The following is a 14,314-nucleotide window of genomic DNA, read 5'->3' as shown; positions in this document are numbered from 1 at the left end:
AGCCCGCGTACTTCGCTCGCGACCACCGCGAAACCGCGGCCGTGCTCGCCGGCACGCGCCGCTTCCACGGCAGCGTTGAGCGCGAGAATATTCGTCTGGAATGCGATGCCGTCGATCACGCCGATGATCTCCACGATCCTGCGCGACGAGTCGTTGATCGCGCTCATCGTGCTGACGACCTGGTTCACGGCGTCGCCGCCTTTCACCGCGACGTCCGAAGCATTCGACGCAAGCTGGTTCGCTTCGCGTGCGTTGTCGGCGTTCTGCTTGACCGTCGACGTGAGCTGCTCCATTGCAGCCGCGGTTTCTTCGAGCGAGCTCGCCTGATGCTCGGTGCGGCTCGACAGGTCCATGTTGCCGCTCGCCACTTCGCGCGTTGCCTGGCTAATCGTGTCCGTGCCCTGGCGCACCTGCGCGACGATCCCGTGCAGATTGCCGGTCATGCGTTCGAGCGCGGTCAGAAGGCGCCCTACTTCATCGGTCGTGTCGACATGCAGGTGATGCGTGAGGTCGCCGGCCGCGACCGCCTCCGCGAGGCTCACCGCGCGGTTGATCGGCCGCGTGATGGTGCGCGTGATGAAGATGCCCGTGGCGATCGCGATCAACGTCGCGATCAGCGCCAGCAGGATCATCTGGATCTTCGCGCGATGCGCTTCTGCAACTGCATCGGCGACATCGCGCGCCATCCGCTCGGCCTGCACGTCGACCATCTTGTCGACGAGCACGTAGTAAGCCTCCTGAAGCCGCGCCATGTCGCCCTGATAGACATCGCGAGCTTCCTGCTGCTGATTCTTGCTTACCAGATCGAAAAAGCTCTTCACGCTCACGCCGTAGGCCGAGCGTGCGTCGAACTGCTGCTTGAACAATGCCCTCGTCTCATCGCTCGTCAGGTGCTTTTCAAGCTCCGCGTACGCTTGCGCGTTGGCTTTGCGGATGGCCGCGTAGTCGTCCATATACTGCTTGGCCTTATCCGGCGAGGTGGTCAGCAACAGGTTGCTGAGGATGCCGTTCGCCTTGTAGCCGTTGCTCTTGATCTGATTGCTGAGCGCAATCAGCGTGTAGCGATTACTGACGATCTCATCCATCTTCGTGTTCGTGGACTCGAGATGTTCGATGCCCACGACGGCCGTGCCGACGAGAAGCGCGACCATCAGCGCGAAGGCGGAGCCGAGACGAACCCCGATTCTCAAATTCGAAATCTTCATGTCTAATTCCTTACCCAACCGCACGATAAAAGTTGTCGCGAAGCAGCCGGAGCGGCCGCGGCAGTGCCGCGCCTCCGGGCGCTTCGGCGTGAAAAGATCCGCCCTGTCCCAAGGCGGTTCACTTCGATGACGCCGGGACTGCCGGCGCGCGCCGACGCGGGCGCGTGTAATCCGCCCCTTTCTCGTTGCCGTCGCATTCCTCAGAGGATATGACGACACAAATTTCGAAACCTTGAGAGTCGCCCGCGCGAGAAAGTGAAAAATTCGCCAAACGTTTGCGCTGGCGTTGGAAAGGCGCTTTTTGTGGCGAGGGATGAGTCAGGACGTTTGCCGCTCAAGGACCCGATCGGGACGCCTCAGAGCCGCCGCGCAAAGCCGTGATATCGCGCAAAAGGCGGGCGCGCTGGCGCGCGTCATTTTGCCGCTAAACAGGGGACAGGGCCGGTGGGACAATCGGGCATTACCTCCTGCTACTGGCTCAGACATGCTTACTCCTACCGTTGTTGCTAGCGCCGCCAGCGCCACCGATTCCGTCGTTCAGGCCGGCCCGGCCGTCAGTTCGCCGCCGCTGCGAGGCAGCCGCCGCTCGACGCCGCGGGCCGCCGGGCGCACCGGCACTCGCAGCGCCGCGCGCTGCTCCAGCTGTGCGATGCGGCAGCTGTGCATGCCGCAAGGCTTGTCGCCCGACGAGTTGTCGAAGCTCGAAACGCTGATCTGCTCAGCGCGCTCGGTGCATCGCGGCGAAGCGCTGTACCGCAGCGGCGACCGTTTCGACAGCATCTACGCGGTGCGCTCCGGCTCGATGAAAACGGTCATGGCGCATCGGGACGGGCGCGAACAGGTTACGGGGCTGCGGCTCGCGGGGGAGGCGTTAGGCCTCGACGGCATCAGCGACGACCGGCACGCATGCAGCGCCCTCGCGCTCGAAGACAGCACGGTGTGCATCGTTCCGTACACCGCGCTGAAGTCGCTGTGCCGCGAAATCGGCTCGATGCAGGAGCGTCTGCATAAACTGCTGGGCGAGCAGATCGTGCGCGAAGCGGCCCAGATGATGGTGCTCGGCTCGCTTTCCGCCGACGAGCGAGTCGCGGCTTTTCTGCTCGACGTGTCGGAACGCAACGCGCAGCGCGGTTATTCATGGGCGGAGTTCAATCTGCGAATGACGCGCGAGGACATGGGCAGCTACCTCGGGATGACGCTCGAAACCGTGAGCCGCACCCTGTCAAGATTTCAAAAACGCGGCCTGATCGACACGCAAGGCAAGCATATTCGCATCGTCGATCTGGACGGCTTGCGCCAGGTTTGAGCTAGACGGAACGGGCGCGCAACGCGCGGCGGTCGCCCTTTCCACGTTTTTCCGGCAGGTCTTGTGCCTTGGCACGGCCCCTGCGAGCGGGTACAGTCTTTGTTTAGTCCGTCCCCCGCAAGGAGACCCGGCGAAATGAACCGCGATCCCGGTCCGCATCACCCGCTCGTCCAGCGTCTGATCGACGCGCGTCAAGTCACCGACGCCCTCTTTTCCATCGTCAAGCCCGAATTCCTGTACGAAAGACCGATCCGCGAACGGCACCGGATCGTGTTTTATATCGGTCACCTGGAAGCTTTCGACCGTAATCTGTTGGATCAGCGTCTGTTCGATCTGCCCGCGTTCGATCCGCAGCTCGATCAGCTATTCGCATTCGGTATCGATCCCGTCGACGGTGGTTTTCCGACCGACCAGCCTGACGACTGGCCTTCGCTAGATATCGTGCGCAAGTACGGTTTGCATGTTCGCGAGCAGATCGACCGCGAACTGCGGGCGCTCACCGACTCGGCGCGAGTCGATGCATCCGGGCAATTGCTGAACGTCGCGATCGAGCATCGGTTGATGCACGCCGAGACGCTTGCCTACATGCTTCATCAATTACCGCTCGAACAGAAAGTCACCGACCTGCGCGAGCCTGTGGCGGAAGGTCCGGGACGCGTGAACAGCTTGTCGCCGATGGTCGGCGTGCCTGCCGGTTCAGCCGTGCTCGGCCTGCCGCGCGACGGCTGCCGCTTCGGCTGGGACAACGAGTTTGGCGAATTGCACGTCGACGTGCCCGCCTTCGAGATAGACCGCTACATGGTCACGAACGGCGCATTCCTGGAGTTCATTGAAGCCGGTGGTTATCGCGAGCCGAAGTGGTGGTCGAAAGAAGACTGGGCGTGGAAAGAAGCCGAGCGCATCGAGCATCCCGCATGCTGGTCGCGGCGCGGCGCCAGCGGCCAACGCGGCGAATGGACGCTGCGCACGATGTTCGACGAAGTACCGCTTCCGCTCGACTGGCCCGCGTACGTGAGCCACGCCGAGGCGAGCGCCTATGCGCGCTGGGCCGGCAAGGCGCTGCCCACGGAAGCGCAATGGCAGCGCGCGGCCCAAGGCGCGCCGCATCGGGGCGCGGGCAACTTCGATTTCCGCAGTTGGGATCCGCGGCCGGTCGACGCTTATCCCGACAACGTGAGCGCGTTCGGCGTGGAAGGCCAGTTCGGCAATGGCTGGGAGTGGACATCGACTTTGTTCGACGCGTTGCCGGGCTTCGAACCGTTTCCGTTCTATCTGGGTTACTCGGCCAACTTCTTCGACGGGAAACATTACGTGCTGAAGGGCGGATCGGCGCGTACTGCGCAATGCATGTTACGGCCGACATTTCGAAACTGGTTTCAGCCGCATTATCAGTACGTTTATGCGGGGTTTCGCTGCGTCAAGACTTAAGGCCGGCAGATGAAAGCTCGTTTTGGCACTCAGCCTTCCGAGCATGCGCGTTTGAAAGTGCGCGCCTCCATCCAATGCCTAAGCGGGCCGAGGACGTGTTCAACAGTGCGTCTTCGGACATGCGGCGGTCGTCTTGAGTAAGCTGATGTGGGCCTTTTTAGCGCTTCCGTCTGATCCACTAACGACGCCGCAGCCGCCGCTGTCTGCTCGACGAGCGCGGCATTTTGCTGCGTTACGGTCGTTAATCTGCGAGATCGCGCGGTTCACCTGTTCGATGATGCCAGTGGCCTGCTCCGCGGAAGCCGATGCAAGCTCATTCACGAATGCCCGCCTCTTCACATGCCCGGCCCTTGTTCCGGGCCCATCGTCACAAGCACGCTGCAACTGACCCGGTCGAGCAGCAGGCCGTCAGTCCTGCCGCCCCACCACCGCGCGAGCCTGCTCGTTCGATGATGTCCGACGACGATCAGATCGACGTTCAGGTCTTTAGCAAATAATGTGATCTGATCCAGTGGATCACCGATAGCGAAGTGCCCCGTTGCATGTACTCCCCGCACCGCGAGTTTGTTCAAGCCTTCTTCGAGCACGCTTTTGACCGAATCGCTGACGGCGTCAGCCGGCAACGCGCACGTGATGTAGCCCCCTTGCACCCACGCAGGATTATCAATCACGGAAAGAACATGCACCTGCGCCCCAACGTTCTGTGCGAGGCGAGCTCCGTCGGCCAGCGCGTGCTGTCCTTCGCGACTCCCGTCGTAGCAGAGAAGAATGCGGTTGAAGGCCGGCATGTCGCCCTCCTTTTTTATCACGGGGCCAAGCAGCAATTGCGATGAGCGCATCCAGAATAAGCCCGCACAATCCAGTATATGTCATTTCTTGATATATACAGGAGCGCGGCAGCGACTGCTTCATCGGGTGCGTCGAGCAACAAACAACAAGAACCATATATATCATGTCGTGATATATACTGTCTACATCAGCGCCCCGGAACAGGCGGTTCGCCAGGGTCGCGCTTCATACGGGAGGACCAAATGGTCATTGGAAACGATTTCGAAATCGGCTTCTTGCTGCTCGCTTTTGCGCTGCTGGGCATTATCCTGATCGGCACCCTGCTCGATACGCTAAAACTTCAAAAGCTGCACCCGCGACTTATCGGCGCTACTGTCGGCGCGCTTCTGGGCTTCGCGCTGATCGAAGCCGTGCCGCTATTCACCTGAGCATGCCAAAGCGGCGCGCAAATAGCGCCGTGCAGTGATGCGGGAGACGCGTCATGACCCGCTCAACATGACGAACGTCCTTCAAAAACGAAAACGGCCATCCGTGATTGTGGAGAGACAATCGACGGATAGCGCGCATCGTCTTTCGACACAGTAAAGATAAGATAAAAGGCGGAGAGATTCCCGGCGAATAGCCGCTGGGAGTATCTGTTTTTATCGATTAGAAGCGAGTGCGAACACCCGTCGTCAGTTCAAGCTGATTGGTTGCACCGAATGTGCTTCCGACGGTATAGCCGCCATGAAGCCGCATGTAGTCGCCGGCCAGATAGACTTCAGTGCGCTTGGAAAGGTGGTAGAACGCCGACCAGTAGAGCGTCTCCTTGTAGCCATTGTGCAGGCCCGAGGCCGGGTCAAACGTGCCGATGTTCGCGTTTGGGATGTCACCGTCCGCGTTATATGCTGCGTTTTTCACGCGCATCTGTTGATAGCCGAGTTCGTAGTCGAACGGGCCCTTCGGCGCCAGCTTGAGTGATACGGTCCACGCGTTGTCCTGACGCTGACCGAGCGCGCCCTGATTGCCCAGGTACCGGAAATAGCCCGCGTTGGCACGCAGAATCCCGAATGTGTAGTTTCCGCCGACCGAGTACGACTGATTCGTGAGGCCCACGCGATTCACATGGCTATAGAACGCCGATATGTTGAACGGGCCACCGTTATAACCCAGCGCTGCCTGATAGTTCGAGTTAGAGCCGAAGCTCGTCGAGTTGCCGAACGCATAGCCCGCGCTCGCAAAAATGCCGTTGCTGAACAGCTTCTTCCAGGCGACGCCGTTGTTATAACGGGTGCCCGTCGCGCTGGCCGCGTAGAAGATCATTTGCTTGAAGTTGTTGGCATTTGTCCAGCCGCCTTCTTCGGTAGTCAGCCGTGCGCTGCCGTACGGGTCGCCATAAATGGCGGCTGCGTCTCGGGCAATGGTGTTCTGGAAGCCGGCCGTGATCTTGCCGAACGCATCGTTCTCAATACCCACCCACGCATCGCGGTCGAAAATCTGACCTGGGTCTTCCATCGCGCCGTTCGCTACGACGTATTCGCTCTCGAGCCGGAAAATGATCTTCGAACCTCCACCGATATCTTCGGCGCCCTTCAGCCCCCAGCGACTGCCGCTGAACCACGGCTCCCCATCGATGCCCATGCCGATGACGTGGTTGCCGCTGGCATTGGCATGCGACTGGTACGTCGGCACGCTCAGATCCATCAGCCCATAAAGCTGTACGCTCGACTGAGCCTGCGCGCCGGTTGCCGCGAAAGCACCAACCGCGACAGTCAGAGTAAGGTAACTTTTCTTCAAGTCCGTCTCCTAGGTTGCTGCATTGAAAATCTGTTTGTTTTGCGCGCCGCTTCTGCGGCTCTTCTATTTGGCGGTCGGACCCGACATGCAATGGACGCAATCGTAGTTACCTGAATCCTTCACGCTCCTTTCCCGTTACATTTGTACAACTAAGTGAATTCACCGATTCATCCGATACAGATGTTGCCTCTACTCGACTTCCTTCGGCCGAAGAATGTAGCCGAGGCCGCGCAGCGTCATGATCTGCGCGCTGGAGTTCGCGAGATGCTTGCGCAAACGGTGAATGTAGATGTCGATAGCGTCAGCACTGGGTTCATCGTCAAGACTGAACACACTTTCCATCAGCATGGATTTAGACACCGTCTTGCCCTGTCTCAACATCAGTGTTTCGAGGACCGTATGCTCGCGGCGGCGCAGTGCCAGTCGTGCGTCGTTGTGAAAGAACTCTCGGGTATCGGATATGTACTGCAGGTCGCCACACGTGAGACAGGAGGACATGCCACCCGATTGCCTGCGGATCAGTGCCTTGATACGCGCAACTAGCTCGCGTACGTCAAACGGCTTCACCACATAGTCATCGGCGCCTGTACTGAAACAGTCGACCTTGTCGTCGGTCGAACCATGCGCCGTCAGCATGATCACCGGCACCATGTCGCCGCGGCGGCGCAATCGTGCGAGCACCTCCCTGCCGTCCATTCGCGGTAGCCGGAGATCAAGCACCACTACGTCGTAGCGTTGTGTCGTAAGCACTGCGTCGGCGCACTCGCCGTTGGGCACGCTGTCCACCGCGAAGTTCTCGAGGCGCAGCAGATTGACAATCCAGCGTGCAAGCTCAATGTTGTCTTCGACGAGTAGTAGCTTCATCGGATCTTCCTCAATCGCGCCACCCCAGCAACAGTGTCGCGCTGCGCGGAACCTGCGCCGTTTCCGCGAGCTCCGCACCGATATCGATTTGCCGCCGCTGCACGGCCCCTACGAGTTCTTTCGTGATGCGCGACACGACAGCGGCCAGGTCGCCCTTGGCCGCCTTGCCTTTGCGAAGCCTCTTTCGCGCAGCAAACCGACAGTCCGCTGTAAGCATTGCCCATTTCGCGCAGCGTGATCGCGCCGCTTTCGACAAGCCTGACGCACCGCCTCACAGAGCAGAATCCGCAAGCGGAAATCACAGCGACATGTTTTGGGATCTCGTAGATCAAACAGTCTTCACGATCGCCCGCAGCGCGGGTGTGCCTCCTTCTGTCCGTTTGCATAACGGCGCGATTATGAGAGGACAAATCCTTCTCGCGGCTTTCACGGCAACCCGTTTTTCTTAGGGGAATTCCATGAGACGGGCGCCATTGCTACACGAGCGCAACGGTCGCCGCGCGCTCTGGCAGGCTTCAGACCCATTACAGGTATAGCCTTCGTCCAATGCAGACCATAAATAACTTTTACTTTCCGATTCACCGTTGCCCGGCCATTGTGTGAACCGTACTGCCCGCCGACAACCACCATTTCTTAAGATTCCTTAAGGAATGCGTGATCAGACTAACAAATGGAAAGGAGACAAATGTATGGACAAGCGCCTGATAACCTTGTTGTTGTTCGGTGTGGCCGCCTTGGCCGGTTGCGGAGGCGGCGATAAGCTCAGTGGTCCGACGCCGCCGAAGCTGCTGACGAACATCGCAGTCCCCAATGCATCTAGCCCATCGTTCAGCTTCGACATCGGCTACGTCGAGGCCGGCACCTATTTTCTCGCTGACCGCAACAACAAAGCAGTAGACGTCGTGGACACGAAGTCCAATACGCTGGTCGCGCAAATCCCCGGTCCATTCACCGGTGCAGGCGCAACAACGAACGAGTCGGGCCCGGACGGGATTGTGGGCATCACCGGCACGAATACGCTCTATGTGGGCGACGTCGACTCGGTTAAAGTCATCGATACGGCGGCGCGAAAGACGGTCAATACAATTTCGATCAGCACTTCCGGATCGCGCGTCGATGAGGGCTGCTACGATCCGGATGATCATCTCGTGATGTATGCGAGCCCCGGAGATTCACCGCCTTTCGTCACGTTCATTTCCACGCTGAGCCAGAAGGTGGTGGTCAAACTTCCTTTCAACGGATCATCTGGGCTGGAAGCTTGCACTTATGATGCTGCCTCGAAGAGCTTTTTGATCAACAATGACGGGACCGCTGCGAATCCCGATGGCGAGATCGACGTCATTGCCGCCAGCTCGGTGGTGGCGGGAACTCCATCTGTCAGCAAATCCTTTCCGCTAGGCAAATGCGCACCGGCTGGGATCGTACTCGGGCCCAATAACGATGTGCTGGTTGGATGCGATCCGTCAGCAGGCAATCCGCTCATCACGCTGATTCTGGACCGTACGAGCGGCGCAATTCGCGCCAGCCTGCCATTTGGCGGCGTTGACCAGGTCGCTTACGACCCCGCATCCAACCGCTATTTTCTGCCGGCCCGGCATTATGTAACGAGCGGTATCGCAGCAGCGTCTGGCTTCAGTCCGCAGATGGCGGTGATAGACGGCGCGTCAAGGCAGTTGCTCTATAAGATCCCAGTCGGCACAGGTGCGCATTCTGTTGCGATCGACAGCACGTTGGGCCAAGTGTATGTGCCATTCCAGGGTGGAGCGGCCGGCTTTCCCAACGGCGGTATCTCGGTGTTCTCGACGCACTAGGGGCGTTCATTCAATGACTGGATGTGGCGGGTGAATCGCGCATCCACGCCAGTGATCGTCAAGGCGCCAGAGCATTGGCGCCTGTTCAACACATGCTTGTCGACGGGAACGCATGTTTCCGTTATGGGGTTTCCGCCTCGCGAGCTTCTTTCACGTCACCTCTCCACTGAGACAAATTACATCTCTGTCATATCGTGACATTTTTTCAAGACACTTGAAAATTCTCCCCGGCTTGCCGTTGGCGACCCGCCCTGCCTATTGCCGCAGCACATAGTCTATGAGCCGCCGGAGAAGTCACGCGTGCCGCCGGCATCGTCCGGCTCCGACGTTGTTTGCTGCTCCATGTGCGCCGCATATGTAGCTTCGTCGAATGGAATGCTTGCAAAAATGGGGCGCTTATCGGACGCCTCTTCTGCGACCGCCCGGCGTCTCGCACGGCATGGCGATTGCGTCATGTCATGCCGTAAGGCCCGCGCAATGTGCGGCTTGCGCCGCAGCACCGGAGGAGCAAACCATGTCCACTGCCGTCGGCGATCATCGTCGATACCGCAAAGCAACTGCGCGCAGTGTTGTCAGTCCATAAGGACAAGCGAGCGAGTTCGACATGCATCTGACCAAACGCGACGCGCCAGTGGAGACGGTACGCGCCCGCGCCTACACGATCCCCACCGACCGCCCCGAAGCGGACGGCACGTTTGCGTGGCGCGCAACGACGCTTGTCGTCGCGGAAGTGAGCGCGGCGGGCAAGACGGGCATCGGCTACACGTATAACGATGCCACCACGGCAAGCTTCATCGAAGCGACGCTTGCGCCGACGCTCGTCGGCGAAGACGCATGGAACGTCGGCGACCTCTGGATGCGCATGCAACAGCGCGTGCGCAACATTGGCCGCTCCGGAATCGCCGCCACGGCGATTTCGGCGCTCGACTGCGCGCTGTGGGACGTGAAAGCGCGACTGCTCGACATGCCGCTTGCGCGTCTATTGGGCGCGGTACGCAGCCGCGTTCCGCTGTATGGCAGCGGCGGCTTCACTACCTACACTGACGACGAAATCCGCAATCAGCTGGGCCGCTGGGTGCACGAAGACGGATGCCGCTGGGTCAAGATGAAGGTCGGCACCGAGCCATCACGCGACCCGCATCGAGTAGCCGTCGCGCGCAAAGCGATAGGCGATCAACCCGGCCTCTTCGTCGATGCGAATGGCGCAATGGATCGCAAGCAGGCGCTTTCCAACGCCCAACGGTTCGCGCAATACGGCGTCGAGTGGTTCGAGGAGCCGGTGTCATCCGACGATATCGCCGGACTGGCCTCGCTGCGCAATGCTCTTCCCGCACATATGGAACTGGCCGCCGGTGAATACGGTTACACGCTGGACGACTTCCGCTCATTGCTGACCCGCGAAGCCGTCGACGTGCTTCAGGCCGACGTCACGCGCTGCGGCGGCATCACCGGCTTTCTGCGCGTGGCGGCGCTGTGCGACGCCTTTCATATGCCGCTATCGGCGCACTGCGCGCCCGCGCAGCACCTGCACGCGGCTTGCGCCGCGCCTCGCTTGCGGCATCAGGAATGGTTCCATGACCACGTCCGCATCGAGTCCATGCTATTTGACGGCGCGCCTCATGCCGAAGACGGCGCGATCTCGCCGGACTGGTCGAGACCCGGCTGCGGGCTCGATTTCAAGCATGCGGACGCAAACCGGTATGCGGTCTAACACACCGGCAATCGACTGAAAAATGATGAAGCAAACCAGAACAATCGACATGGTCATTGGCTGCGGGCTCGCTGCCGCGGGAATTGCGATCATGCGTGCAGGCGGACGCAAGGCGCAGCGCTCGCCGGTGCAGACACACATCGACACGGCGCGCACGTTCAATGGAAGCTCGGCGCTGCTCGCTCTTTCCGTGCTCACCGACAGCGCGATGGAGCACTATCGCGGCTCGTTCGACAATCCCGCGATGTACACGCCGCTCGTCGTCTCGACGCTGTCGCTTTTCGCGGGACTGCACGGCGGTTCGGACCGCAAGCCGGCGCGTCATGCGGTTCGCAATTCCATTTATGCCGGCGCAGCCCTCACGGGCATCGCCGGCACGGGCTTTCACCTGTACAACATCACGAAGCGCCCGGGCGGATGGAGTTGGCACAACCTCTTCTACGCCGCGCCAATCGGCGCGCCGATGGCACTGCTGCTATCGGGCGCACTCGGCACGGTCGCGGAGCGATTGCGCGATGAGCCCGCCCACGAGCCGCGTCTTCTTGGCATGCCGGCAGGCCAGGCGCTTGCACTTGTCACGAGCGCGGGACTGGTCGGCACGCTCGGCGAAGTTGCATTGCTGCATTTTCGCGGTTCGTTCCAAAACCCGGCGATGTACGCGCCGATCGTCGTTGCGCCGATCGCCTCGGCGCTGCTCGTCGATGCCGCGCTCGCCCGCCCGCGCGAACACTGGTTCACGCGGCTGTGGCTGCGTGTGACGACGGCGCTCGGCTTTATCGGCGTCGGCTTTCATGCACGCGGCGTCGCACGCGCACAGGGCGGCTGGCGGAACTGGAGCCAGAACGTATTCAATGGGCCGCCTTTGCCCGCGCCGCCAAGTTTCTCCGCGCTCGCGCTCGCTGGGCTCGCCGCGCTTCGACTACGGGAGACAGAGAAATGACTGCACTGCCGCGTTATCCCGGCTACGACGTGACGATGAAGCGCGACACGCCCTCCTGGGACGATGTCACCCGCACCGTCATCGATGAACGGCTCGCAACGCCGCAAGAGCCGCATTTTTTCGATGCCGTCGAATGGAAGGCGCTAGGCGCTTTGTGCGCGTCCATCGTGCCGCAGGACCGGCAACGCCCCGCCGTGCCCGTGGCCGCGCTCGTCGATGCACGGCTCGCCAGGAACACCGGCGACGGCTATCGCGACGCGCGTCTGCCGCCGATGCGCGATGCCTGGCGCATCGGCCTTCGCGCTCTCGATGCCGAGAGCCGGGCGCGCCACGAGCTGCCGTTCGCGAGCATCGAGGACCAGGCGCGCCACGCGCTTCTAACAGACATGCAACAAGGCAAGCTCGACAGCGTGGAATGGCGCGGCATGCCGCCCGCTGTCTTCTTCGCCGAGCGTGTACTACACGATATCTGCGGCATGTACTACGCGCATCCGCACGCATGGAGCGAAATCGGTTTCGGCGGACCCGCCAATCCGCGAGGCTACGTACGCATGTATTTCAACCGGCGCGATCCGTGGGAAGCCGCTGAAGCGAAGCCCGGCAAGGAGGACGACGCGCGCGAGGACAATGGCCATGTCCGCTGAGTCGCCTCACGACGCGCAGCATGTTCCGCGTGGCAAGGACGGGCGCGCGCCTGACGTGTTCCATCCCGGGGCGTGGGTGCCGATGCGCGAATATCCGACCCACGAAGCCGTCGATTTCGCGATCGTCGGCACCGGTGCGGGCGGCGGCACGCTCGCCTGCCGTCTCGCGCAGAAAGGCTTCAAAGTCGTGGCTTTCGATGCTGGCGCGTGGTGGCGTCCACTCGAAGAATTCGCGTCGGACGAGACACATCAGGGCAAGCTCTTCTGGACCGACGATCGCATCTGCGACGGCGAGAACCCGCTCAAGCTCGGCAACAACAATAGCGGCAAGGCGGTCGGGGGCAGCACGGTTCACTTCGCGATGGTCTCGCTGCGCTTTCGGCCCGAATGGTTCAAGTCTCGCTCGATGCTCGGCTACGGCGCCGACTGGCCGCTCGATTGGCGCGAGATGTGGCGCTACTATGGAGAAGTCGAAGAAGCGCTGAAGATCGCCGGGCCAGTACATTATCCGTGGGGGCCGAAGCGGCCGCGCTATCCGTATCGCGCGCATGAAATGAACGCGGCCGCGCTCGTGCTTGCGCGCGGCTGCGAAGCACTCGGCATCGCCTGGTCTCCCACGCCCCTTGCAACGGTCTCAGCGCCGCGCGGTGAAGCGCATCCGTGCGTCTATCGCGGATTTTGCGTATCGGGCTGCGCGACCAACGCGAAACAAAGCGCGCTCGTCACGTGGATACCGGGCGCCGTGGCCGCAGGCGCGGAAATTCGCGACCTCGCGATGGTCGGCCGCATCGTCATGGGCGACGACGGCCGCGCGAGCGGCGTCGAGTATTTCCGCGAAGGACGATGGCAGTTTCAGCGCGCACGCAATGTCGTAGTCGCCGGCTACGCCATTGAAACGCCGCGTCTATTGCTGATGTCCGCGACAGACCGCTTTCCCGATGGCCTCGCCAATAGCTCGGGGCTCGTCGGCAAGAACCTGATGGTGCAGACGAATCAGGCCGCGTGGGGAACGATGGACGAAGAAATCCGCTGGTACAAGGGACCGCCCTCGCTTGCGCTGACCGAGCACTGGAACTACGAGGATAAGGGCAAGGAATTCTTCGGCGGCTATTGCTACATGAGTCAGGGACCGCTTCCGGTGGCGTGGGCATCGACGCAAAACGGGCGAGGACTGTGGGGCCAGCCGTTACTTGACGAGATGCAGAAGTACAACCATCAGGCCGGGCTCAAGATCGTTGGGGAAACGATGCCGCAGGAGCGCAACCGCGTGACGCTCGCAGACGAAAAGGATCAATACGGGTTGCCCGTTGCACGCGTGACGTATTCGCTGTGCGATAACGACAAGCGCCTCGTCGCGCATTCGCTCGACTTCATGAGCCTCGCGCTAGAAGCGGCCGGCGCGCGCGACGTCTGGCGCGAAACCGACGACACCTGCCATCTGAATGGCACGGCCCGCATGGGCGACGATCCGCGGACAAGCGTCGTCAATGCGGACTGCCGGAGCTGGGACATCGACAATTTGTGGATCTGCGACGGCTCCGTTTTTCCGACGGTGGGCGGCGTGAATCCGTCGCTGACCATACAGGCGATCGCGCTACGGACCGCCGACAGAATCGAAGCGCTTGCTGCGCGTGGGGATTTGTGACGGTCAAAAATCCGGACGATGCATGAAGTCGCCGTCATTTTGAACACGTACTGCCTCTGCGACGGATAACGGCCTTTCCCACGAATTCTTTAGCAAGGTCTGGGAAGGTTTTTTACCGCATCTCTCTTTCCGCCACCCACACTCAATGACCTGGCAGCCGGGTGCTCCCGCACATCGGTCCCGCCGCCATTCCTC

General features: G+C 61.1%; 12 protein-coding genes. 8 read left to right on the top strand and 4 right to left on the bottom strand.

Annotated features, from left to right (window positions below):
- Positions 1-1,205, bottom strand: a 1,205-nt coding sequence (locus F759_RS0124640) for a methyl-accepting chemotaxis protein (RefSeq protein WP_036025151.1), incomplete at its 3' end; no start/stop codon positions are given.
- A 649-nt stretch (positions 1,206-1,854) separates the two neighbouring features.
- Between F759_RS0124640 and F759_RS0124630 the strand changes: the two genes are divergently transcribed.
- Both F759_RS0124630 and F759_RS0124625 read left to right on the top strand, forming a co-directional pair.
- On the top strand, positions 1,855-2,511 hold the full coding sequence (locus F759_RS0124630; RefSeq protein WP_027802213.1) for a helix-turn-helix domain-containing protein: 657 nt from the start codon (positions 1,855-1,857) through the stop codon (positions 2,509-2,511).
- A gap of 135 nt (positions 2,512-2,646) precedes the next feature.
- Complete coding sequence (locus tag F759_RS0124625; protein WP_027802212.1) at positions 2,647-3,939, top strand: SUMF1/EgtB/PvdO family nonheme iron enzyme; 1,293 nt, start codon at positions 2,647-2,649, stop codon at positions 3,937-3,939.
- Positions 3,940-4,274: 335 nt separating this feature from the next.
- Here the strand turns inward: F759_RS0124625 and F759_RS38460 are convergent, their stop codons facing one another.
- Entirely contained in the window at positions 4,275-4,727 is a 453-nt protein-coding gene (locus F759_RS38460) for a universal stress protein (RefSeq protein WP_036025149.1), read from the bottom strand.
- Between the two features lie 243 nt (positions 4,728-4,970).
- Here F759_RS38460 and F759_RS0124615 point away from each other — a divergent pair, with 243 nt between their 5' ends.
- Entirely contained in the window at positions 4,971-5,156 is a 186-nt protein-coding gene (locus tag F759_RS0124615; RefSeq protein WP_027802211.1) for a hypothetical protein, read from the top strand.
- 220 nt (positions 5,157-5,376) lie between these two features.
- Here the strand turns inward: F759_RS0124615 and F759_RS0124610 are convergent, their stop codons facing one another.
- Positions 5,377-6,504, bottom strand: coding sequence for a porin (locus F759_RS0124610; protein WP_027802210.1), 1,128 nt, complete (start codon positions 6,502-6,504; stop codon positions 5,377-5,379).
- 189 nt (positions 6,505-6,693) lie between these two features.
- Positions 6,694-7,368 (bottom strand): response regulator, encoded by a 675-nt coding sequence (locus tag F759_RS0124605; protein ID WP_027802209.1) that lies wholly within the window; start codon positions 7,366-7,368, stop codon positions 6,694-6,696.
- 689 nt (positions 7,369-8,057) lie between these two features.
- Here F759_RS0124605 and F759_RS0124595 point away from each other — a divergent pair.
- The 5 genes from F759_RS0124595 to F759_RS0124570 all read left to right on the top strand — a co-directional run bounded on the left by F759_RS0124595 (position 8,058) and on the right by F759_RS0124570 (position 14,119).
- Positions 8,058-9,179, top strand: a complete 1,122-nt coding sequence (locus tag F759_RS0124595; protein WP_027802207.1) for a YncE family protein — start codon at positions 8,058-8,060, stop codon at positions 9,177-9,179.
- 604 nt (positions 9,180-9,783) lie between these two features.
- Positions 9,784-10,890: an enolase C-terminal domain-like protein gene (locus tag F759_RS0124585; RefSeq protein ID WP_027802205.1), complete on the top strand. Its 1,107-nt coding sequence runs from the start codon at positions 9,784-9,786 to the stop codon at positions 10,888-10,890.
- A 25-nt stretch (positions 10,891-10,915) separates the two neighbouring features.
- Positions 10,916-11,830 carry a hypothetical protein gene (locus F759_RS0124580; protein WP_027802204.1) on the top strand — a complete coding sequence of 305 codons (915 nt, stop codon included), beginning with the start codon at positions 10,916-10,918 and terminating at the stop codon, positions 11,828-11,830.
- The gene (locus F759_RS0124575; RefSeq protein ID WP_027802203.1) at positions 11,827-12,474 is read left to right on the top strand and encodes a gluconate 2-dehydrogenase subunit 3 family protein; all 648 of its coding nucleotides are present in this window, start codon (positions 11,827-11,829) and stop codon (positions 12,472-12,474) included. Before F759_RS0124580 ends, F759_RS0124575 begins: the two co-directional genes overlap by 4 nt.
- Positions 12,464-14,119 (top strand): GMC family oxidoreductase, encoded by a 1,656-nt coding sequence (locus F759_RS0124570; protein ID WP_027802202.1) that lies wholly within the window; start codon positions 12,464-12,466, stop codon positions 14,117-14,119. The genes F759_RS0124575 and F759_RS0124570 overlap by 11 nt, the downstream gene beginning before the upstream one ends.
- The last annotated feature ends 195 nt before the right edge of the window (positions 14,120-14,314 follow it).

It is taken from the genome of Paraburkholderia dilworthii, assembly GCF_000472525.1.
GTDB classification, from domain to species: domain Bacteria; phylum Pseudomonadota; class Gammaproteobacteria; order Burkholderiales; family Burkholderiaceae; genus Paraburkholderia; species Paraburkholderia dilworthii.
Note: the sequence above shows the minus strand (reverse complement) of the source record. Positions and strands in the feature narration are given on the sequence as shown.